The sequence below is a fragment of the Actinomadura sp. WAC 06369 genome (assembly GCF_003947565.1).
Classification (GTDB): domain Bacteria; phylum Actinomycetota; class Actinomycetes; order Streptosporangiales; family Streptosporangiaceae; genus Spirillospora; species Spirillospora rifamycini.
The window spans coordinates 13,853-35,838 of the sequence record NZ_QHJN01000082.1 but is presented as its reverse complement, the minus strand read 5'-3'; the positions used below and the strand labels follow the sequence as shown (position 1 = coordinate 35,838).

Here is a 21,986-nt window from a genome sequence, read left to right as displayed (position 1 = left end):
CCGGGGCGCCCGCGGCGGCGGCCCCCGCGCCGCCGCCCGCCCCCGCCGCGGAGCCGTCCGGGCCGCTGCCCAGCGCGGAGGAGGGCCTGCGCGCCCTCACCGAGCTGTTCGCCGAGGCGGGCGCGCCCCCGGCGCTCACCGCCCGCACCGCCGCGCGGCTCGGCCCGGCCGCCGCCGCGCGGCTGCGCGCCGACCCGTGGCGGCTGCTGCGCGTCCCCGGCGTCCGCCCGGAGCAGGCCGACCACTTCGCCCGCGCCGTCCTCGGCCCGGACGCCCGCCCCGACGACCCGCGCCGCGGCGGGGCCCTCGTGCTGCACCTGCTCACCGGCGCCGCCCGCGACGGGCACACCGTCACGCCGCTCCCCGACGTGCTCGACGGGCTCGCGCGGCTCGGCGTCGCCGACCCGCCCCGCGCGGTCGAGGCCGCGCTGGACGAGGGCGAGGTCGTGCCGCTCACCGAGGAGCCCCGGTTCGACGAGGACTTCGGGGACGACGGCGAGGACGCCGCGCCGCCCGAGCCCGAGGAGTCCCTCGGCGCCGCCCGGTGGGCGCTGGCCGAGGAGGCCGCCGCCGAGGGCCTGCAGCGGCTCACCGTCACCGCCGGGCCGCTGCTGGACGACGCGTCCGTCAAGGACCTGCGCGCCCGCCTCGCCGAGGACCGCTCCCTCGCCCTCACCGCCGCGCTCGGCACCGGCGTGAGCGTCCTGCGGGGCACGCCCGGCGACCTCGCCCGCACCGCCGTCGGGATCGCGCGCGCCGCCGCGTCGCGGGGCGTGCGGGCCGCCGTCGCCGCGCCCACCGACCGCGCCGCCGCCGACCTGGCCGCCGCGCTGCCCGCGGAGCCCGGCGGCGCGGGCGGCGGACCGGTGATCGCGAGCCTGCACCGGCTGCTCGAACCGGTCGGCGACCCGTCCGCCGCGCCCGGCGCGGTCGTGTACGGGCGCGGCGAGCGGCACCCGTTCGACCTCGACCTGGTCATCGTCGCGGACGCCGCCGGGCTCGACGTCGAACTGTGCGCCGTGCTGGCCGAGGCGTGCCCCGACGGCGCGCACCTGGTGCTGTGCGGGGAGCCCGGCGCGCTGCCGCCCGCCGGGCCGGGCCGCCCGCTGGACGACCTGGAGGCGTCGGAGACCGTGCCGGTCGTGGAACTGGACGCGACGCCGCCCGGCGACCCCGTCGCGGAGCTGACCGAGGCGGTGCGGGCCGGGGAACTGCCCGCCGTGGACGCCCCCGGGCGGGAGGTCGTGATCGTCCCGGCCGCCGATCCGGCCGAGGCGGTGCACCGCGCCGTCCAGCTGGTGACCGACTCGATCCCGCGCGCCCTGGAGATCCCCGTGGAGGACGTCCAGGTCGTCGCGGTCGCGGCGGGCGGCCCGGCGGGCACCGGCGCGCTGAACGCCGCGCTGAAGGAGCGGCTGAACCCCGGCCCGGGCGCGTTCGGCGGGTTCGACGCCGGCGACCGGGTGGTCGTGGCGGCGCCGCTGCCGCACGCCGCGCTCGGTGAGACCGGCGTCGTGGCGGGCGGCGGGCCGCACGGGCTCGACGTCGAGTTCCCCGGCGGCGCGGCCGTCCTCTCCCCCGCCGACGCGGCGCGGCTGCGGCACGGCTGGGCCGTCACCGTCGCGCAGGCGCGCGGCGCGCGCCGGCCCGCCGTCGTGGCCGTCCTGCCGGACGCGGGCCTGTCGCGGCCGCTGGCCGTCACCGCGTTCGGCCGGGCCGTGCGGCACCTGTCGGTCGTGCAGGCCGCCGGGCCCGCGCTGGCACGCGCCGTCCGCGAGACGGAGGCCCCCGAGCGGCGCACCCGCCTCGCCCGCCTCGTCGCACAGTGACCGCGAGGTCGCGACACAGGATCAGGACGCGACACAGGACGCGGCGGCCGTCGAAGTAAGCGGTCACTGGCGCGGGAGGTTTACGGGAGGTGTCTCCCGGGGCAGGATCGGGCCGATGGCGCGGACCTGACCGTGACCGCCGTGTCCCGAGCCCGCCCCGGGCCCGCCGGGCACGGCGTCGACCCCCAGGCGGAGGAAGCGACATGCCCGAACGGCGATCCGGAGCCAGGCGGCTCGTGCGCGCGGGGACCGCGTCGGCGGCGGTCTCGGCCGGCGCCCTCGCCCTGCTGTTCACCGCCCCCGCCGCGCACGCGGCCGGGGAACCGGAGGTGTGCAAGGAGGGCACCGACCCGGCGAGCACGATCGAGAATTGGAAGTGCCAACTCGGCAACATTCGCGAGTCGTTGAGCCCCGAGACCCCCTCCCCCGACCCGACGCCCCCTCCCTCGTCGCCTCCCTCGTCGTCGGCGCCGGCGCAGCCGTCCGAGCCCGCCGGCGAACCGGAGGAGCCCGCGCCCGAACCCGAACCGGAGCGCGGCGAGGCGGCGGGAGCCGGGGGCGGCGGCGCGCCGCCGCCCGACCCGGAGATCCCGGCCGGGGAGGCGCCGCCCGCCGCGGCGGACGGCGAGGTCCCCGCGCCCGAACCGGCGGGCGGCGTCCTGCCCGCACCGGAGGTCGCGCCCGAGCCGGTCGCGGCGGCCCGGCCGCAGACCCGCCTCGTCGCGCCCGTGGCCGCGACGGGCGAACAGACCGACCGGGCCGTGTGGGTCGCCGCCGCGGCCGCCTCCGCGGGCGCCGTCGCCGCCCTCCACCTCAGCGTCACCGGGCGCGTCCTGCGCGCCCGCCACGCCACCGCGCCGGTCCCCGCCCGGAACCGGACCCGGAGTCGCGCCCGCCGCTGAGGTCCGGCGCTTCCGGGAACGGCACGGGCCCGGCCCCCGCGCGGGAGCCGGGCCCGGAAGACGCCCCGGAGGCCGCCGGGTCAGTCGGAGACGCCGCCGATGGCGTGCAGGCCGCCGTCCACGTGGACGATCTCGCCGGTGGTCGCCGGGAACCAGTCCGACAGCAGCATCGCGCAGGCGCGGGCCGTCGGCTCGGAGTCCTTGATGTCCCAGCCGAGCGGCGCCGCCTTCGGCCACAGCTCCGTCATGCCCTCGAACCCGGGGATGCTCTTGGCGGCCATCGTGGCGAGCGGGCCCGCCGCGACCAGGTTGACGCGGACGCCCTGCGGGCCGAGGTACTTGGCCAGGTAGCGGGCGCACGACTCCAGGCCCGCCTTCGCGACGCCCATCCAGTCGTAGACCGGCCACGCCTTGGTCGCGTCGAAGTCGAGGCCGACGACCGAGCCGCCGTCCTTCATCAGCGGCAGGCACGCCATCGTCAGCGACTTCAGCGAGTACGTCGACGCGTGCACGGCGGTCGCGACGTCCTCCCACGGGGTGTCGAGGAAGTTGCCGCCGAGCGCCGTCTGCGGCGCGAACCCGATCGCGTGGACGACGCCGTCGAGCCGGTCGAACCCGACGCCGCGCAGGTTGTCGGCGAGGCCCTCGAGCTGCGCGCTGTCGGTGACGTCCAGCTCCAGCACCGGCGGGACGTCGTCGGGACCGGACGGGAGCCGCTTCGCGGTGCGCTGGGTGAGGGTCGGGCGCGGGTACGCCGTCAGCACGACCTCGGCGCCCTGCTCCTGCGCGATCCGGGCGATGTGGAAGCCGATCGAGGCGTCGGTGAGGACACCGGTGACCAGGATGCGCTTGCCTTCGAGGATTCCCATGACCTCAGTGCCCCATTCCCAGGCCGCCGTCCACCGGGATCACGGCCCCGGTGATGTAGGCGGCGTCCTCGCCCGCCACGAACCGGACGGCCTTGGCGACCTCCTCCGGCTGCGCCATCCGCCCCAGCGGGATCGCCGACAGGATGCCCTTCTGCTGGTCCTCGGTCAGCACCTGCGTCATGTCGGTGTCGACGAACCCGGGCGAGACCACGTTCACCGTGATGCCGCGCGACCCCAGCTCGCGGGCCAGCGACCGCGCGAACCCGACCATGCCGGCCTTGGACGCCGCGTAGTTCGCCTGCCCCGGGGAGCCCATCAGGCCCACGACCGACGACACCAGCACGATGCGCCCGGACCGCTTGCGCATCATGCCCTTCACGCCGCGCTTGGCGACCCGGAACGCGCCGGTGAGGTTGGTGTCCAGGACCGAGGTGAACGACTCCTCGCTCATGATCGCCAGCAGCGTGTCCTTGGTGATCCCGGCGTTGGCCACGAGCACCTCGACGGGCCCCTGCTCGGCCTCGACCTTGCCGAAGGCCGCGTCCACGTCCTCGGCGCTGGTGACGTCGCACTTGACGCCGAACAGGCCCTCCGGCGGCTCGCCGGACCGGTACGTCACGGCGACCGCGTCTCCGGCGGCGGCGAGCTCGCGGGCGATCGCCAGGCCGATGCCCCGGTTACCCCCGGTCACGAGGACAGAGCGACTCATCACGACCCTCTCGTCGACTTGTTGCGGTGCGCGGGCCGTCGCGACCCGTCGTCCGGTGATGACAGCGCACCAACCTAGCGGCCCGCGCGGGGCGGCGAAGATGTGCCGAACCGACAAGATCCGCCGGGCCGCTTTGTTCGGCCGCGCTTGCGGGCCGGGGCGGCGGCCCGGGCGGTAGGTTGCGAAGAGTGCATGACATCGATCCCGCCTTCACCGCGCTGCCGCTGCGCGCGCTGGCCGACGCGGCCCTCACCCGGGCCCGCGAACTGGGCGCCGAGCACGCCGACTTCCGCCTCGAGCGCATCCGCAGCCAGACCCTCCGCCTGCACGACGCCGCCCTGGAGACCGCGCTGGACGCCGACGACGTGGGCCTGTCGGTCCGCGTCGTCAAGGACGGCACCTGGGGGTTCGCCGCCGGCATCGACCTGACGCCGGACGGCGCGGCCCGCGTCGCCGAGCAGGCCGTCGAGGTCGCCGCCGTCGCCCGTCCCGTCAACCGGGAGCCGATCGAGCTGGCGCCCGAACCCGTCCACGGGGAGCGGACGTGGGTGTCGGCGTACGAGACCGACCCGTTCGCCGTCCCCACCGGCGACAAGGTCGCGCTGCTGACCGACTGGTCGCGGCGGCTGCTGGCCGACGACCGCGTCGACCACGTGGACGCCACGCTGCTGCAGGTCAAGGAGAACAAGTTCTTCGCCGACCTCGCCGGGACCGTCACCACCCAGCAGCGGGTGCGGCTCCACCCGGTCGTCAACGCCGTCGGGATCGCCGACGGCGCGTTCGACACGATGCGGACGATCGCGCCGCCCGCCGGATACGGGTGGGAGTGGCTGACCGGGGCCCACTGGGACTGGGACGGGGAGCTGGCGCGCATCCCCGAGCTGCTCGCCGAGAAGCTGGCCGCGCCGTCGGTCGAGCCGGGCCGCTACGACGTCGTCGTCGACCCGTCCAACCTGTGGCTGACGATCCACGAGTCCATCGGGCACGCCACCGAGCTCGACCGGGCCCTCGGCTACGAGGCGGCCTACGCGGGCACCTCGTTCGCCACCCCCGACCTGCTCGGGACGCTGAAGTACGGGTCGGACGCCATGAACGTGACGGGCGACCGCACCGCCGAGCACGGCCTCGCCACCATCGGCTACGACGACGAGGGCGTCGCGACGCGGTCGTTCGACATCATCTCCGGCGGCGTCCTCACCGGCTACCAGACCGACCGGCGCATCGCCCGCCTCACCGGCGCGGACCGCTCCAACGGGTGCGCGTTCGCCGACGCCGCGTCCAGCATGCCGATCCAGCGGATGGCGAACGTGTCGCTGGCGCCCGCGCCGGACGGGCCGTCCACCGACGAGCTGATCGGCGGCGTGGAGAACGGCGTCTACATCGTCGGCGACAAGAGCTGGTCGATCGACATGCAGCGGTACAACTTCCAGTTCACCGGGCAGCGCTTCTACCGGATCGAGAACGGCCGCCTCGCCGGGCAGCTCCGCGACGTCGCCTACCAGGCCACCACCACCGAGTTCTGGAACTCGATGGAGGCCGTCGGCGGCCCGCAGACGTACGTGCTGGGCGGCGCGTTCAACTGCGGCAAGGGCCAGCCCGGGCAGGTCGCGCCGGTCAGCCACGGCTGCCCGTCCGCGCTGTTCCGCGGCGTCAACATCCTCAACACGGTGAAGGAGGGCGGGCAGTGAGCACGATCAGGCCGCAGGACGCCGTCGAGAAGGCGCTCGAGCTGTCGCGCGCCGACGACTGCATCGTCATCGCCGACGAGACCGGCACCGCGAACCTGCGGTGGGCCGGCAACACCCTCACCACCAACGGCGTCACCCGCTCCAGCCGCCTCACCGTCATCGCGCTGCGCGAGACCGGCGGCGGCGTCGCCGCGGGCGTGGTGTCCCGGGCGGCCGTCGACGCCGGCGGCATCGAGGACCTGGTGCGCGCCGCCGAGGCCGACGCCGCCGGGAACGCGCCCGCCGAGGACGCCGCCCCGCTCGTCGCCGCGGCGCCCGCCGGGGCCGGCGACTGGGACGCCGGGCCGGCCGAGACCGGCATCGGCGTGTTCGAGCGGGTCGCGCCCGCGCTCGGCGAGGCGTTCGCCGCCGCGCAGGCCGCCGACCGGCGCCTGTACGGGTTCGCGAACCACGTGCTGACGTCCACGTTCGTGGGGAGCTCGGCCGGGCTGCGCGCCCGCCACGACCAGCCGACGGGGCTGCTGGAGCTCAACGCCAAGGGCGAGGGCGGCTCGGCGTGGGCGGGCGTCGGCACCCGCGACTTCACCGACGTGGACGTCGACGGGCTCGCCGCCGGGCTCGCGCGGCGCCTCGACTGGGGCAAGCGGCGCCTCGACCTGCCCGCCGGGCGCTACGAGACGATCCTGCCGCCGAGCGCCGTGTCCGACCTCATGGTGTACCTGTACTGGTCGGCGGGCGCGCAGGACGCCGCGGACGGGCGGACGGTGTTCAGCGCGCCGGACGGCGGCACCCGCGTCGGGGAGCGGCTGGCGAACCTGCCGATCACGCTGTCGAGCGACCCGGCCGCGCCGGGCATGGAGTGCGCCCCGTTCGTCGTGGCGCACGCGTCGGGCCGGGAGTCGTCGGTGTTCGACAACGGTGTCGCGCTCGGCGCCACCGACTGGATCCGCGACGGCGAGCTGGCCGCGCTGACCCAGACGCGGCGGTCCGCGGACCGCACCGGCCTGCCCGTCACGCCGCCGATCGACAACCTGGCGATGACGGCGCCGGGCGGCGGCGCGTCCCTGGAGGAGATGGTGGCCCGCACCGAGCGGGGGCTGCTGCTGACCTGCCTGTGGTACATCCGGGAGGTCGACCCGCAGAGCCTGCTGCTGACCGGACTCACCCGCGACGGGGTGTACCTCGTCGAGGACGGCGAGGTCGTCGGGGCCGTCAACAACTTCCGGTTCAACGAGAGCCCGGTGGACCTGCTGGGCCGGATCGCCGAGGCCGGCCGGACCGAGCCGACGCTGCCGCGCGAGTGGTCGGACTACTTCACCCGCGCCGCCATGCCGGCGCTGCGGGTTCCCGACTTCAACATGTCGACGGTGTCGCAGGCGTCCTGAGGGCGCCGCACGGCGCGGCCGGGCCCCGGTGGCACCGGGGGTCCGGCCGCGCCGTGCCGGCACGGTGCGGGGCCGTGGGGCGCCGCGTGACGCCGTGCGGCGCCGTGCCGGGCCGCGCGCCTCAGGCGTCCTCGAGGCGGAAGCCGATCTTCATCGTGACCTGGTAGTGGGCGACGTCGCCGTCCTCGATCTGCCCGCGGACCTCCTTCACCTCGAACCAGTCCAGGTGGCGCAGGGTCTCGTTCGCGCGTTTGATGCCGTTGCGGATGGCGGTTTCCACCGACTCCGGCGAGGTGCCCACGATCTCGGTCACCCGGTAGGTGCGATCGGTCATCTCGATCCTCCCGATGTCTTGACCGTCCTGCTGTCGTATGTCGGACGTCATGGGCTTACCTTGGAAACGTGAAGCTCAATCACCGCCGGGAGGCCGAGCAGGTCTACACGGTCACCAACGCGCCCCGGCCGATGTCGGAGGACATCGGGTACCGGCAGCGCCGCTACCTGGTGTCCATGGCCGTCCGGACCGGCTGCTTCGCCGGCGCGGTGCTCAGCGCGATCGCCGGCGCCCCGTTCTGGCTCGTGGCGCTCATGGTGGTCGGCGCGCTGTTCCTGCCCTACGTCAGCGTGATCTTCGCGAACGGCGGGCGGGAGCCGACGCCGACGGCACGCTTCGACGACGCCGAGGGAGCGGAACAGAAGCCGATTTCCGGTCGGCGACCGGAAATCGGGTCGTGACATTCTCTTGACTAACCGCGGGGGGTTTCGGTGTACGATTTGTACCGGCGCTCTGGTCCCCCGTCGGAGCGCCCGTGCCGGTGTTCCGGGCCCCCGTCGGAACACCGATGACGCGGCGCCGGGTGGATTGCCCCCGTATCCACCCGGCGCCGCTTTTTATCTCCCGGCACCTCCCCGTGACCCGCGCTCGCCGCGGGCTTGACGCGCGGCGCGGCGCCGCGCGCGCCGCCGCACATAGCGCCCGCCCGCGCAACCGCCGGCCGTGTCCGGCTCCGGCCAGGGACCGGAACCGCCGCCGTCCGAACCTTTCCTGAGGGCCGTCCGCACGACGGCGGAGTGGAATTCACAAGCGCTCGTTCGGAAGGGCAGTGATCCATTCCCGGACGATCCGCGCACCGGTGCAGCCCGCTCACGCGGGAACCGGCGGCGGGCCGGCGCCCGGCCGTCGGCCCTCCGCGCTCCGGAGCGGCCCCGCCCACCCCTCCGGCATCCCCGGGACGGGCCGAGCGCCGCGCGTGCGACCACCCGGTCATCCGAGGCGCTCCTCCGCGCGCCCGTCCCGGGGCGCCGCCGCCGCGGCCTCGGCGGGGGCGGCCGCACCGGCCGCGAACGCTACAATGCCGTTCTAGAACGAAGTTCGAAAACTGCCGGCGTTCCGCCGGTGACGCGATCCGCAGTTACCGCGAAAGGGGCACAGCGTGCGCCGCACCCTGTTCAACGAGGACCACGAAGCCTTCCGGGACACGATCCGGGACTTCATCGAGGCCGAGGTCGCGCCGTACTACGAGGAGTGGGAGGCCGCCGGGCACCCGCCCCGCGGCTTCTACAACAAGCTCGGCGAGCTGGGCGTCTTCGGCATCCAGGTGCCCGAGGAGTACGGCGGCGCCGGGGAGACCAGCTTCAAGTACCAGGCGGTCGTCTCCGAGGAGTGCGCCCGCGCCGGGGTGAGCTTCGGCGGCTACGGCGTCCACGTCAACCTCGTCCTGCCCTACCTGCTCAAGTACGCGAGCGAGGAGCAGAAGAAGCGGTGGCTGCCGCCGTTCATCTCCGGCGAGATGATGACCGCCATCGCGATGACCGAGCCCGGCACCGGCTCCGACCTCGCCGGCATCCAGACCACCGCGAAGCGCGACGGCGACCACTACATCCTGAACGGCGCCAAGACGTTCATCACCGGCGGCGTCCTCGCCGACCGGATGCTGGTCGTCGCCCGCACCTCCCCCGCCACCCCCGAGAACCGCCGCGCCGGCCTGTCGATCCTGGTCGTCGACACCAAGAGCGAGGGCTACGCGGTCGGCCGCAAGCTGGAGAAGATCGGGCTGCGCAGCTCCGACACCGCCGAGCTGTCCTTCAGCGACGTGCGCGTCCCCGTCGAGGACCTGCTCGGCGAGGAGGGCCGCGGGTTCGAGTACCTCACCCACAACCTCGCCGAGGAGCGGCTCGGGATCGCCACCAGCTCCTACGCGTCGGCCGCCGCCGCCGTCGAGTTCGCCCGTAAGTACGTGCAGGAGCGCACCGTCTTCGGCAAGACCGTGTCCTCGTTCCAGAACACCAAGTTCGTCTTGGCCGAGTGCGCCACCGAGGTGGAGGCGGCCCGCTCCCTGATCGACCGCGCGATCGAGGCGCTGGACGCCGGGGAGCTCACCCCCGCCGACGCCGCCGTCGCCAAGCTGTTCTGCACCGAGGTGCAGCAGCGCGTCGTCGACAAGTGCCTGCAGCTGCACGGCGGCTACGGCTACATCCTGGAGTACCCGATCGCGCGCCTGTACACCGACGCCCGCGTCACGCGGATCTACGGCGGCACCAGCGAGGTGCTGAAGACCATCATCGCCAAGGACATCCAGGTCTGACGGGAGGCCCACCATGACCGACACCCCCACCGGCGGCCCGCGGGTCGCCGTCGTCACCGGCGCCGCGCGCGGCATCGGCGCCGCCGTCGCCGTCCGGCTGGCCCGCGAGGGCTTCGCCGTCGCGGTCTGCGACCTCGACGAGGCCGCCTGCGCGGGCACCGTCGAGACGATCGCGAAGGACGGCGGGACGGCGCTCGCCGTGGGCGTCGACGTCGCCGACTCGGCCGCCGTCACCGCCGCCGTGGCGCGGATCGCGGCCGAGCTGGGCCCGCCCGTCGTGCTGGTGAACAACGCCGGCATCACCCGCGACAACCTGCTGTTCAAGATGACCGACGACGACTGGGACTCGGTCGTCTCGGTGCACCTGCGGGGCTCCTTCCTGATGAGCCGCGCCGCGCAGGAGCACATGACGAAGGCGGGCTGGGGCCGCGTCGTGAACCTGTCGTCGGTGTCGGCGCTCGGCAACCGCGGGCAGGCGAACTACTCGGCGGCCAAGGCGGGCCTCCAGGGCTTCACCAAGACCCTCGCGATCGAGCTCGGCAAGTTCGGGGTCACCGCGAACGCGATCGCGCCCGGCTTCATCGAGACCGAGATGACCGCCGCGACCGCCGCCCGCGTCGGCGTCGACTTCGAGGACTTCAAGGCCGCCGCGGCCAAGGAGATCCCGGTGCGCCGCGTCGGCCGCCCGGAGGACATCGCCGGGACGGTCGCGTTCCTGGTGAGCGACGACGCCTCGTTCGTCTCGGGGCAGGTCATCTACGTGGCGGGCGGTCCCCGCGCCTGACGGGACCGTTCCCGCGGGCGCCGCGCCACCGGCCGCCCCCGCGCCCCGGCCGTCCGCGCGGACGGCCGGGGCGCGCGGCGCCTCACCGGGGCAGTCCGAGGACCCGCTCGGCGATGATGTCGCGCTGGATCTGGTTGGTGCCGCGGGCGATCCGGCGGCCGCGGCTGCCCAGCATCACCTGCTGGAACTCGTCGACCGGGTAGCCGTCGCCGGGCGGCCGCAGCAGCCCCGCCGGGCCCTGCGCGTCCAGCGCCAGGGAGCCGAAGTCGCAGTGGTACTCCGACCAGTTGATCTTGTCGACGGCCAGCGGCGCGGACACGTCCCCGCCCGCCGCCATCTCGTCGGCGACCCGCCGGCCGGTGAACCGCATCAGCTCCACGCGGACGTACGCCTCGGCCAGCGCCCGCCGGACGTGCGGGTCGCGCAGGCGCCCCCGCCCCCGCAGCCGCGCGACGAGGGCCTCGAACTCGCGGCGGTAGCCGAAGTACTGCCCGGTGATCTCCCCCGCGCGCTCCGCGCCGAGGGTCGTCATCGCGACGCGCCAGCCGCCGCCGACCCCGCCGATCACGTTGAACAGCGGGGCGGCCGCGCCGTCGAGGAACTCCTCGCAGAAGCCCGCGCCGCCGGTGAGCTGCCGGATCGGGCGCATGTCCACGCCGCCGCCGTCCAGCGGCAGCAGGACGTACGACAGGCCCCGGTGGCGCGGCGCGTCCGGATCGGTGCGGCACAGCAGGAACATCATGTTCGCCTGGAGCCCGTGCGACGTCCAGATCTTGTGGCCGGTGACGCGGACGGTGCCGCCCTCGACGGTCCCCCGCGTGCGCAGGCCCGCCAGGTCGGAGCCCGTCTCGGGCTCGGAGAAGCCCTGGCAGTACACGTCCGCGCCGGACCGGATGCGCGGCAGGAAGTGGTCCTTCTGCTCGGGCGTGCCGTGCACGAGGAGCGCCGGGGCGACGAGCGCCTCGCCCATCCCGAGGTCGGGCCGCCGCACCCCGGCGCGGGCGAACTCCTCGTTCACCGCGATGATCTCGAGCTCGGACAGGGCGCGGCCGCCGTACCGGGCGGGCCACGACAGGCACACCCAGCCGCCGTCGCGGGCCGCGTCCAGCCAGCGGCGGTCGCGCTCGTCCGGCACGTGGTCGTGCGGCGGGTGCGCGCCGGCCGCCGGGACGGCGGCGTCGCGGTGCGCGGCGATCCACGCGCGCGCCTCGGCGCGCAGGTCCTCGGCGGTCATCGGCCGTCCTCCCCGAATCCGGCGCGGGCCGCCACCACGTCTAGGTGGTGGCCGGTCTCGCCGAACAGCAGCTGCCCGGACTTGGCCCGCTTGTAGTGCAGGTGCAGCTCGTGCTCCCAGGAGAAGCCGAGCGCCCCGTGGATCTGGATCGCCTCGCACGCCGCCGCGAAGTGCACGCCGGGGCAGTGCGCCTTGACGAGCGCGGCCTGCTCGGGCAGGTCGGCGGGGTCGCAGGCGGCGGCGTGGCGGACGGCCGAGCACGCGGGCTCGATGGCGCGGAGCATGTCGGCGCACAGGTGCTTGACCCCCTGGAACGCTCCGATCGGGCGGCCGAACTGCTCCCGCGTCCCGGCGTGCCGCACGCCGAGGTCCAGGCAGCGCCGGGCGCCGCCGACGTGCTCGGCGGCCAGCGCGACGAGGGCGAGGTCGAGCGCCCGCGCGAGCCCGTCCCCGGCGCCGCGGGCGAGGAGGCGTCCGGGGGCGTCCCGCAGCACGATCCCCGCCATCGGGCGGGTCAGGTCCAGCGCGGGCAGCACGGACCGGACGGCTTCGCGCGCGTCGACCTCGTACAGCGCGGTCGCGCCGCCGGGGTCGCGGGCGGTGACCAGCAGGACGTCGGCGATGTGGCCGTCCGGCACGTACGACGCCCACCCGGTGAGCGCGCCCGCGGGCGCGGCGGTCACGTCGCCGTACCCGCCGCCCCAGCGGGACGGGTCGTCGCCGAGGGCCACGGCGACCGTCGTCCCGCCCGCCGCGATCCGGGCGAGGCGGTCGCGCGCGGCGCCGCTCGCCGGGGCGGCGTGCAGCAGGACGAGCGGCGCGAGCACGGCGGTCGAGAACGCGGGGACGCACGGGAGCACCCGTCCCAGCTCCTCCTGCACGACGACGAGCTCGGGGAGGCCGAGTCCGGCGCCGCCCAGGTCCTCGGGGACGAGCAGGCCGGGCAGCCCCAGCTCCCGGGACAGGACGTCCCACAGGGCGCGGTCGGTGCCGTCCGGCGTCTCCATGGCCGCGAGGACGGCCGCGGGCGGGCAGGCGCGGGCGAGCAGGTCGCGCAGCGCCTCGCGCAGCGCCCGCCGCTCCGGGGTGATCGCGAGCGTCACCGGTCGCTCCCCTCGTCCGCGGCGAACCTCGCGAACCCGCGCGCGTCGCGCTCGGGGTCGACGAACGGCAGCGCCGCCAGCACGCCGGCCAGCATGGCCACGCCGGTGACGAGGAACCCGGTGCCGTACCCGTCGGCCTCGGTCGCGGCGGAGCCGACGAACCCGCCGAGCATCATCGGGGCGAGCACCCCGCCCATGCTGTAGACGGCGATGAACGCGCCGAGCACCGTTCCCCGCTGGGCGCGCGGGACGACGTCCGACAGGGCCGCGACGACGATGCCCCACGCCGAGGTGTTGAGGGAGAACGCCAACGTCAGGAACGCCATCTGGAGCCAGCCCCGGTCGAGCTGGGTGAACAGCACCATCGACGCCCCGGACGCGGCGATGAGCGCCCCGGACAGCGCGCCGCGCGCGAGGCGGCTCGGCACGCCGCGCCGCACCAGCCGTCCCGAGTACCAGCCGACGGCGAGCGTCAGCACCACGGCCGCCGCGTACGGGAAGGCGACCAGGAGGCCCGCGGTGCGGGAGTCGTACGCCAGGCCCTCCTCGAGGTAGACCGGCAGCCAGCTCACCTTCAGCGTCGTGCTCATGTAGGAGAAGAACGCGAGGGCGGTCAGGCCGAGCACGGTCCCGGACGTGAGGAGCGTCCGGTACGGGACCCGTGCGGGCAGGCGGTCCGACTCCGCGCCGGACGGCTCCTCGGCCGCCGTGCCCTCGGGGCCCTCGCCGCCGAGCAGGAGCCACAGCACCAGCCACAGCGCCCCGGCCGCCGCCAGGACGAGGAACGCGGCATGCCACGAGTAGGCGTCGATGACCCAGCTCAGGGTCGGGGCGGCCAGCAGCGGGCCGAGCGCGGCGCCGGTGATGACGACCGAGCTGGGCAGGCCGCGCTCGCGGGCGGGGAACCAGGTGTGCACGACGCGGTTGGCGAGCGCGGCGGCCGGGCCCTCGGCGAAGCCGAGCAGGATGCGGCAGGCCATCAGCATGCCGAGGCCGATCGGCGCGGCGAGCGGCAGCAGGCTCAGGCACCACACCGCCATCAGGCCCGCGACGAGCCAGCGGGCCCGGATCCGGTCGCAGAGCCCGCCGACGACGACGGCGCCGACCGCGAACAGCCAGAAGAAGCTGCTCTGCACGAGCCCGAACTGCTCGGCGCTCAGCCCGAGGTCGCGCTTGATCTCGACGCCGGCGAGGCCGGTGACGGCCTTGTCGGCGAAGTTGATGAGCATGAACAGCAGGAACAGGACGGTGATCGTCCAGCCGCGCCGGCGCGTCGCGCGGGCACCGTCGTCGCGGGCCGCGCGGACCCGGTCTTTCACAGCCATGAGGTCTCCGAGGGGTGGGAGGGTACGGGACGGGCGTCAGCCGCGCCCGTCCGGTCCGGCGGCGTCCGGTCCGGCGTCCGGTCCGGCGGCGTCCGGTCCGGCGGCGGGGGCGGTCCCGTCCAGTTCGGCGAGGACGGCGTCGTGGTGCTCGCCGAGGGCCGGCACGCGGCCGGGCGCCGCGTGGCGCCCGTACCGGACGGACCGGTAGGGCAGGCCGGGCACCTCGTACGGGGTGCCGTCGGCGGCGGTCGCGGGCACGAAGACGCCGGACGCCGCGACGTCCGGGGCGGCGCGGACCGCGCGGTAGCCGCGGACGGCGCCCGCGACGATCCCGGCGGCGGCCAGCGTCCCGACGGCCTCCTCGGAGGTCATCGCGCCGAACGCCGCGCTCAGCGCGGCCAGCAGCAGGGGGCGGTGCGCGACGCGCGCGGCGTTGTCGGCGAACCGCGGGTCGGCGGCCATGTCCGGGCGGCCGATCAGCTCGCACAGCCGGGCGAACCGCTCCCGGGTGTAGGCGGAGACGACGACGGCGCCGTCGGCGGTGCCGACCACGTCGGCGGCGGGCGCCGCGCTCGGCTGCCCGTTGCCCGTGCGGACGGGCTCGGCGCCGGTCACGCCGTACTCGCCCCAGTTGACCGTCTGCAGGTGGACGGCGACCTCCAGCAGGGACACCTCGATCTCGTCGCCCTCGCCGGTCCGCTCGCGGCGCAGCAGCGCGGCCAGGACCGCCTGCGCGACCACCAGCGCCGTCGCGTGGTCAACGACGGGGAACCCGACGCGCTGCGGCTCGCCGTCCGCGGCGCCGGTGACGGCCATGATGCCGCTCTCGGCCTGCGCGGCGATGTCCAGGCCGGGACGGGCGCGCGACGGGCCGCCGGTGCCGAAGCCGGTGACGGTGAGGTACACGGCGCGGGGGTTGACGGCGCGGACGTCGGCGGGTCCGAGCCCGAAGCGGGCGAGCACGCCGGGCCGCAGGTTCTGCGCGACCACGTCGGCGGACGCGGCGAGCCGCAGCGCCGCGGCCCGGTCGGCGGGGTCGCGCAGGTCGAGCACGACGGCGCGCTTCCCGCGGTTGTAGCCGCGCATGATCGCCTCGCCGTAGGCGCCGATGCCGCGGGCCTGGTCTCCGCCCGGCGGCTCCACCTTGATCACGTCCGCGCCGAGGTCGGCGAGCGTCTGGGTGCCGCCGGGGACCGCGATGTACTGGCCGAAGTCGACGACCCTGGTCCCGGCGAGCGGCGCGCCCGCGCCCGTCCCGCCCGTCCCGGCCGTTTCCTCCGTACCGCTCGTTCCGCTCGTTCCGGCCATGCCGCTCACCGGCCCTCGAAGCGCGGGGCGCGCTTGTCCAGGAACGCGGCGGCGGCCTCGCGGGCGTCGGCGCTGTGGGCGCAGCGGACCATCCGGTCGGCCTCCGCGCGCAGGTAGTCGCCCAGCGGGAGGGTCTGCGCGTCGAGCAGGCCGCGCTTGGCGTCGGCGACGGCCAGCGGCGCCTTAGCGGCGAGCCGCGCGGCGATCCCGGCGGCGTGCGCGGCGAGGGCGTCCGGCGGGACGACGCCGTGCAGCAGCCCCGCGTCCGCCGCGGCCCGCGCGTCGAGCCGGCCGGGCAGCAGGAGCAGCTCGCGGGCGCGGGCGGGACCGGCCGCGCGGGTCAGGAACCAGGCCGTGCCGAGGTCGCCGGGCAGGCCGGCGTCCACGAACGCGGTGTTGAACACGGCGGTGCCGGCGGCGTACCGCAGGTCGCAGGCCAGCGCGAGCGCCAGCCCGGCGCCCGCGCAGGCGCCCGGGACCGCGGCGACGACGGGCTTGGGCATCTCGTGCAGCAGCACGGCGTTGCGGGTGCCCGCGAGCAGCCGGGTGCGGTCGCCGTCCGGCGACGTGCCGGTCAGGGCGCGGGTCCCGGGGGCGCCCGCGAGGTCGGCGCCGACGCAGAACGCCCCGCCGGCGCCGGTGAGCACCACGGCGCGGACGGCGTCGTCGCCCGCGGCCTCCTCCAGGGCGGCGGTCAGGGCGGCCGACAGTTCGCGGGACAGCGCGTTGCGGCGCCCGGGGCGGTTGAGAGTGATCGTCGCGACGCCGTGCGCCGCTTCGTACAGGACGGTCGGGGACGAGCCGGTGTCGGGCAAGGCGGTGGCCTCCTTCCACGTGCACACCAGGCTCGCGACGCGGACCGGCCCCCACCATCCGGATCCGGCACAGCGCACGGCTCAATATGCTGTGACGATTCACAGAAACGGAGGCGCGCGTGACCGAGGGCTACGCCGGTGTCGTGCGGCGGCTGGAACCCCGCGTGCCGACGCTGGCGCGCGCGGTGGTCGCGGACTACGCCGCGCGCTCGCCGCTGTACGGGGACCGGATCCCCCTCCAGCTCCAGACGGTCATGGCGAGCACGTGCCGGCTGACGCTGCGGCTCATGCTCGGCTCGCTGCTGGACCGCGACGTCCGGGAGGAGGACCTGCGGCTCGTGCGGGAACGCGCCCGCGAGCGGGCGGCGGAGGGGGTGCCGTTCCAGGAGTACATCCGGGCGCTGCACGGCTGCCTGAACGCGCTGTGGGACGAGCTGGGCGCGGCCCTCGCGGACGCGCCGGCGGCGCTCGCCCCCGCGATGCGGCGCGCCCACGACGTGAACGACGCCCTCCAGGAGGCGGGCGCCGCGGGGTACGACGAGCACGCCCGCACCGCGGCCGCCGAGTACGCCCGCGACGGCGCCCGGGTCGTGTCCGCGCTCCTCGCCGGGGACCCGTCCCCGCTGGTCGCCCACTTCCAGGGCGAGGTGCCCGCCGTGCTCACCCTCGTGGTCGTGGAGCTGCCGCCCGAGCCGCCGCCCGCCGCGGCGGACGAGGTCGACCCGGCGGCGCGGCGCGTCACGGCGCACCGGCGGGCCCGGCGGATCCTGGACGCCCTGGAGCGGCTCTACGGGGCCGAGCCGCCCGCCGACCTGCGCGCGTCCGGCGGCGTCCTGCTGCTCACCGGGGCGCTGGACGCCGAGGTGGACGCCGGGGTGCTCGCCGAGCGGGTCGGGCGGGCCGCGGGCGGGCCCGTCACGCTGGCCGCCGAGACGGTCCGGGCGCCCGGGGAGGCGCCGGCGGCGGCCGCCGCGGCGCGCCGGATCCTGCGGATCGTGCGCGGCACCGGCCGCCCGCCCGGCGCGTACCGGCTGGCGGACGTGGCGCTGGAGTACCACCTCGGCGCCGACTCGCGGGCCGCGCCCGTCCTGCTCGCGGCGATGGCGCCGCTGGCGGGCCGCGCCGAGCTGTGGGAGACGCTGCTGGCCTACTTCGCGCGGGACCTCGACCGGCGCGGCGCCGCCCGCGCGCTGGGCGTGCACCCCAACACCGTCGACAACCGGCTGGCCCGCGTGCACGCGCTGACCGGCGTGGACGTCACGACGGCGGACGGGCTGCTGACCGCGGCCGTCGCGGTCGCGCACCACCGGCGCGCGGCGGCGCCCTGACCGCCGCGGCCCGGGTCAGCGGGCCAGCCGCTCCGCCAGCACGCGCGGCGCGTCGACCAGCGACGGCCCGTACCAGGTGAGGTGCCGGCCGTCGACGAGGACGCAGTCGAGGCCGGGGAACGCCTCGGGGCCGTCGTCGGCGGTGAACCGGTACGGCTCGTCCGGCAGGACGACGAGGTCGGCCCCCGACGCGTTCAGCTCGCCGATCGGGATCTTCGGGTACCGCTCCGGGTGGTCGGCGTAGACGTTCGCGACGCCGAGGCGGGCGAGGACGTCGCCGGTGAAGGTGTCGCGCCCGACGACCATCCACGGGCGCCGCCAGATCGGGACGACCGCGGCGCGCGGCGGGCCGGGCGCGGTGGCGGCCCACGCCCGGTCGGCGTCGTCCAGCCAGGACGGGACGGGGACGCGGCAGCCCTCGGCGAGCATGCGGCGCAGCGAGCCGAGGGCCTCCTCGACCGTCCGGATCCGCGTCATCCACACGGGGATACCGGCGGCGCGCAGGGCGTCGACGTCGGCGGGCCGGTTCTCCTCGGTGTTGCCGACGACGACGTCCGGGCGCAGGGCGGCGATGCGGTCCACGTCGGGGTTCTTGGTGCCGCGGACGCGCGGGACGTCCAGGTCCGCGGGGTGCGTGCACCAGTCGGTGGCGCCGGCGAGCAGGCCGGGCGCGGCGGCCGCGACGGTCTCGGTGAGGGACGGGACGATCGACACGACGCGGCGCACCCGGTCCGGGACGGGGACCGGGTGGCCGGTGTCGTCGCGCGGAACGCCCGCCGGTCCCCGCGGAGCCGTCATACGTTGCGGCGGTACTGCCCGCCGACCTCGAAGAACGCGTCGGTGATCTGCTGGAGGGTGCAGACCCGCGCGGCGTCCATCAGGACGGCGAACACGTTGCCGCCGGAGCGGGCCGCGTCCTGCAGGGCGGCGAGGGCCGCGCCGGACTCGTCGCGGTGCGCCGCCCGGTGGGCGCGGACCCGCTCGAGCTGCGAGCGCTTCTCCTCCTCGGTGGCGCGGGCGAGCTCGATCGTGTCGGGCGTCCCGTCGCCGCCGTCCGGGGCGCGGAACGTGTTCACGCCGATGATCGGCAGGGACCCGTCGTGCTTGCGGTGCTCGTACAGGATCGACTCGTCCTGGATGCGGCCGCGCTGGTAGCCGGTCTCCATCGCGCCGAGCACGCCGCCGCGCTCGCTGATCCGGTCGAACTCCGTCAGCACCGCCTCCTCGACGAGGTCGGTCAGCTCGTCGATGATGAACGAGCCCTGCAGCGGGTTCTCGTTCATCGCCAGGCCCCACTCCCGGTTGATGATCATCTGGATGGCGAGGGCGCGGCGGACGGACTCGGCGGTGGGCGTCGTGACGGCCTCGTCGTAGGCGTTGGTGTGCAGGCTGTTGCAGTTGTCGTAGACGGCGATGAGGGCCTGCAGCGTGGTGCGGATGTCGTTGAAGTGCATCTCCTGCGCGTGCAGGGAGCGCCCGGACGTCTGCACGTGGTACTTGAGCTTCTGGCTGCGCTCGTTGGCTCCGTACCGGTCGCGCATGGCCACGGCCCAGATGCGGCGGGCGACGCGGCCGAGGACGCTGTACTCGGGGTCCATGCCGTTGGAGAAGAAGAACGACAGGTTGGGCGCGAAGTCGTCGACGTCCATGCCGCGCGCCAGGTAGGACTCGACGTAGGTGAACCCGTTGGCGAGCGTGAACGCGAGCTGGCTGATGGGGTTCGCGCCGGCCTCGGCGATGTGGTAGCCGGAGATCGACACCGAGTAGAAGTTGCGGACGCGGTTGGCGATGAACCACTCCTGGATGTCGCCCATCATCCGCAGGGAGAACTCGGTGGAGAAGATGCAGGTGTTCTGCCCCTGGTCCTCCTTGAGGATGTCGGCCTGCACCGTGCCGCGGACGGTCGACAGGACCCGCGCGCGGATCTCCGCGGCCTCGGCGCCGGACGGCTCGCGGCCCTCCTCCTCGCGGAACCGGTCGAGGCCCTGGTCGATGGCGGCGTTGAGGAAGAACGCCAGGATCGTCGGCGCCGGGCCGTTGATCGTCATCGACACCGAGGTGGTGGGCGAGGACAGGTCGAAGCCGTCGTAGAGGGCCTTCATGTCGTCCAGCGTCGCGATGGACACGCCGGACGTGCCGACCTTGCCGTAGACGTCGGGACGCTCGTCGGGGTCGCGGCCGTAGAGGGTGACGGAGTCGAACGCGGTGGACAGCCGGGTCGCGGGCTGCCCCTCCGACAGGAGCTTGAAGCGGCGGTTGGTGCGGAACGGGTCGCCTTCCCCGGCGAACATCCGCGCCGGGTCCTCGTTGTCGCGCTTGAACGGGAAGACCCCGGCGGTGAACGGGAACTTCCCGGGGAGGTTCTCGTTGCGCAGGAACCGCAGCAGCTCGCCGTGGTCGGTGAAGCGGGGCAGGGCGACGCGGGGGATGCGGCTGCCCGACAGGGACTCGCGGGTCAGCGGCGTGCGCAGCTCCCGGTCGCGGATCCGCACGACCTGCTCGTCCCCGGAGTAGGACTCCACGACCGACGGCCACTCCTCGAGCAGCGCGGCGTCGCGGGGGTCGACGTCCCGGCGGGCCCGCTCGAGCAGCTCCTCGACCTCGGCGGCGTCGGTGAGCTCGGCGCGGACCTCGGCGAGCCGCTGCACCCGCCGGACGGCCGCCATCTGCCGCTCGGTCTCGGCGTGGTAGCCGCGGACGGTGTCGGCGATCTCCGACAGGTACCGGACGCGGTTCGGCGGGATGACGGTGGCGGCGCCGGTCGAGACCTTGGTGTCGACCTCCGGCAGCACGCCGTCCGCGGCCGGCAGCCCGTGCTCGGCGAGGAGCCCGCCGAGGTGCCGGTAGAGGGCGGTGACGCCGTCGTCGTCGAACGTCGCGGCACTGGTCCCGAACACCGGCATGTCCTCGGGGCGGCTGCCGAACGCCTCCCGGTTGCGGACGAGCTGGCGCGAGACGTCGCGCAGCGCGTCGCGCGCCCCGCGCCGCTCGAACTTGTTGATCGCGACGACGTCGGCGAAGTCGAGCATGTCGATCTTCTCGAGCTGGGACGCGGCGCCGAACTCGGGCGTCATCACGTACAGCGACGTGTCGACGAGCGGGACGATCGCGGCGTCGCCCTGCCCGATGCCGGGCGTCTCCAGGATCACCAGGTCGTACCCGGCGGCCTTGCAGGCGGCGATGATGTCGGCGGTGCCGTCGGGCAGTTCGCGGGCGCCGCGGGTGGCCAGCGAGCGGAAGAACACGCGGTCGCCGTCCAGGGCGTTCATCCGGATGCGGTCGCCGAGCAGGGCGCCGCCGCCGCGCCGCCGGGTCGGGTCCACCGCCAGGACGGCGACGCGGAGCCCGTCGCGCCGGTCGACGCGGAACCGCCGCACCAGCTCGTCGGTGAGGGAGGACTTGCCGGACCCGCCGGTGCCGGTGATGCCGAGGACCGGGACGGTCCGGGCCGCCGCGGCGTCGGCGAGCGCGGCGCGGTCGGCGTCCGGGAGCCGCCCGGCCTGCAGGCAGGTGATCGTCCGGGCGAGGGCGCGCCGGTCCCCCGCGATGACGGCGTCGGCGGTCGCGGGCTCGGCGGCGAGGTCGACGTCGCAGTCCCGGACCAGCTCGTTGATCATGCCGGGGAGGCCGAGGCGCTGCCCGTCCTCCGGGGAGAAGATCCGCACGTCCGAGGCCGCCAGCCGGGCGATCTCCTCGTGCACGATGACGCCCCCGCCGCCGCCGAACACCCGCACCTGCTCGGCGCCGGCCTCCTTGAGGCTGCGCGAGAGGAACTCGAAGTACTCGACGTGCCCGCCCTGGTAGGAGCTGATCGCGACGCCCTGGGCGTCCTCCTCCAGCACGGCGTCGACGACCTCGCGCACCGACCTGTCGTGCCCCAGGTGCACCACCTCGGCGCCCTGCGCCTGCAGGATGCGCCGCATGATGTTGATGGCCGCGTCGTGCCCGTCGAACAGCGCCGCCGCCGTCACGAACCGCACCGGATGCACCGGAACGTGCAGTTCCCCGGAGGAACCCGTCACCGTCTCCACCCCCGCCCCTCGGGCCGACCGTGGACCCTTGGACATCCAATATTTGGAAGCTAAAATAGTTTCCGTGCGCGAATCGGTCAAGACGACATAC

Annotated in this window: 18 protein-coding genes; 8 read left to right on the top strand and 10 right to left on the bottom strand. The window is 75.5% G+C overall.

Features of this window, described 5'->3' with window-relative positions:
• Together DMH08_RS22115 and DMH08_RS22110 are read left to right on the top strand one after the other, a co-directional pair.
• Positions 1-1,829: helix-hairpin-helix domain-containing protein (locus tag DMH08_RS22115; protein ID WP_325052938.1), on the top strand; the 1,829-nt coding region annotated here is incomplete at its 5' end.
• Between the two features lie 203 nt (positions 1,830-2,032).
• Entirely contained in the window at positions 2,033-2,731 is a 699-nt protein-coding gene (locus DMH08_RS22110) for a hypothetical protein (protein WP_125617435.1), read from the top strand.
• Positions 2,732-2,811: 80 nt separating this feature from the next.
• Here the strand turns inward: DMH08_RS22110 and fabI are convergent, their stop codons facing one another.
• Positions 2,812-3,600 carry an enoyl-ACP reductase FabI gene (gene fabI / locus DMH08_RS22105; protein WP_026405975.1) on the bottom strand — a complete coding sequence of 263 codons (789 nt, stop codon included), beginning with the start codon at positions 3,598-3,600 and terminating at the stop codon, positions 2,812-2,814.
• Positions 3,601-3,604: 4 nt separating this feature from the next.
• On the bottom strand, positions 3,605-4,309 hold the full coding sequence (locus tag DMH08_RS22100) for a beta-ketoacyl-ACP reductase (RefSeq protein ID WP_026405976.1): 705 nt from the start codon (positions 4,307-4,309) through the stop codon (positions 3,605-3,607).
• Positions 4,310-4,497: 188 nt separating this feature from the next.
• Between DMH08_RS22100 and DMH08_RS22095 the strand changes: the two genes are divergently transcribed.
• Positions 4,498-5,997: a TldD/PmbA family protein gene (locus DMH08_RS22095; RefSeq protein ID WP_026405977.1), complete on the top strand. Its 1,500-nt coding sequence runs from the start codon at positions 4,498-4,500 to the stop codon at positions 5,995-5,997.
• Between the two features lie 5 nt (positions 5,998-6,002).
• Positions 6,003-7,382, top strand: coding sequence for a metallopeptidase TldD-related protein (locus DMH08_RS22090; RefSeq protein ID WP_051301635.1), 1,380 nt, complete (start codon positions 6,003-6,005; stop codon positions 7,380-7,382).
• Between the two features lie 121 nt (positions 7,383-7,503).
• Here DMH08_RS22090 and DMH08_RS22085 read toward each other — a convergent pair whose 3' ends face one another.
• A complete protein-coding gene (locus DMH08_RS22085; RefSeq protein ID WP_026405979.1) occupies positions 7,504-7,716 on the bottom strand; it encodes a dodecin in 213 nt (70 codons plus the stop codon).
• 68 nt (positions 7,717-7,784) lie between these two features.
• On the opposite strand from DMH08_RS22085, the gene DMH08_RS22080 reads away from it, so the two are divergent.
• The 3 genes from DMH08_RS22080 to fabG all read left to right on the top strand — a co-directional run bounded on the left by DMH08_RS22080 (position 7,785) and on the right by fabG (position 10,751).
• Positions 7,785-8,117, top strand: a complete 333-nt coding sequence (locus DMH08_RS22080; protein WP_125617433.1) for a DUF3099 domain-containing protein — start codon at positions 7,785-7,787, stop codon at positions 8,115-8,117.
• 698 nt (positions 8,118-8,815) lie between these two features.
• Positions 8,816-9,967: an acyl-CoA dehydrogenase family protein gene (locus tag DMH08_RS22075; RefSeq protein ID WP_026405980.1), complete on the top strand. Its 1,152-nt coding sequence runs from the start codon at positions 8,816-8,818 to the stop codon at positions 9,965-9,967.
• A gap of 13 nt (positions 9,968-9,980) precedes the next feature.
• Positions 9,981-10,751 carry a 3-oxoacyl-ACP reductase FabG gene (gene fabG, locus DMH08_RS22070; protein WP_026405981.1) on the top strand — a complete coding sequence of 257 codons (771 nt, stop codon included), beginning with the start codon at positions 9,981-9,983 and terminating at the stop codon, positions 10,749-10,751.
• A gap of 82 nt (positions 10,752-10,833) precedes the next feature.
• On the opposite strand, the gene DMH08_RS41130 is transcribed toward fabG, so the two are convergent.
• From DMH08_RS41130 to DMH08_RS22050, 5 genes are read right to left on the bottom strand one after another with little or no spacing between them, the layout of a single operon-like run.
• Positions 10,834-11,985, bottom strand: a complete 1,152-nt coding sequence (locus DMH08_RS41130) for an acyl-CoA dehydrogenase family protein (RefSeq protein WP_199747941.1) — start codon at positions 11,983-11,985, stop codon at positions 10,834-10,836.
• A complete protein-coding gene (locus DMH08_RS41125) occupies positions 11,982-13,088 on the bottom strand; it encodes an acyl-CoA dehydrogenase family protein (protein ID WP_199747940.1) in 1,107 nt (368 codons plus the stop codon). Before DMH08_RS41125 ends, DMH08_RS41130 begins: the two co-directional genes overlap by 4 nt.
• Positions 13,085-14,413 (bottom strand): MFS transporter, encoded by a 1,329-nt coding sequence (locus DMH08_RS22060; RefSeq protein WP_125617431.1) that lies wholly within the window; start codon positions 14,411-14,413, stop codon positions 13,085-13,087. Before DMH08_RS22060 ends, DMH08_RS41125 begins: the two co-directional genes overlap by 4 nt.
• A 36-nt stretch (positions 14,414-14,449) precedes the next feature.
• The gene (locus DMH08_RS22055; protein ID WP_125617429.1) at positions 14,450-15,721 is read right to left on the bottom strand and encodes a CaiB/BaiF CoA transferase family protein; all 1,272 of its coding nucleotides are present in this window, start codon (positions 15,719-15,721) and stop codon (positions 14,450-14,452) included.
• A gap of 5 nt (positions 15,722-15,726) precedes the next feature.
• Positions 15,727-16,614 (bottom strand): enoyl-CoA hydratase-related protein, encoded by an 888-nt coding sequence (locus DMH08_RS22050; protein WP_199747939.1) that lies wholly within the window; start codon positions 16,612-16,614, stop codon positions 15,727-15,729.
• Between the two features lie 41 nt (positions 16,615-16,655).
• On the opposite strand from DMH08_RS22050, the gene DMH08_RS22045 reads away from it, so the two are divergent.
• Complete coding sequence (locus DMH08_RS22045; protein ID WP_125617427.1) at positions 16,656-17,864, top strand: helix-turn-helix domain-containing protein; 1,209 nt, start codon at positions 16,656-16,658, stop codon at positions 17,862-17,864.
• Positions 17,865-17,879: 15 nt separating this feature from the next.
• On the opposite strand, the gene DMH08_RS22040 is transcribed toward DMH08_RS22045, so the two are convergent.
• Both DMH08_RS22040 and icmF read right to left on the bottom strand, forming a co-directional pair.
• Positions 17,880-18,662, bottom strand: a complete 783-nt coding sequence (locus DMH08_RS22040; protein WP_125617425.1) for a helical backbone metal receptor — start codon at positions 18,660-18,662, stop codon at positions 17,880-17,882.
• Positions 18,659-21,895: a fused isobutyryl-CoA mutase/GTPase IcmF gene (gene icmF, locus DMH08_RS22035; RefSeq protein ID WP_026405987.1), complete on the bottom strand. Its 3,237-nt coding sequence runs from the start codon at positions 21,893-21,895 to the stop codon at positions 18,659-18,661. The genes DMH08_RS22040 and icmF overlap by 4 nt, the downstream gene beginning before the upstream one ends.
• Positions 21,896-21,986 lie beyond the last annotated feature (91 nt).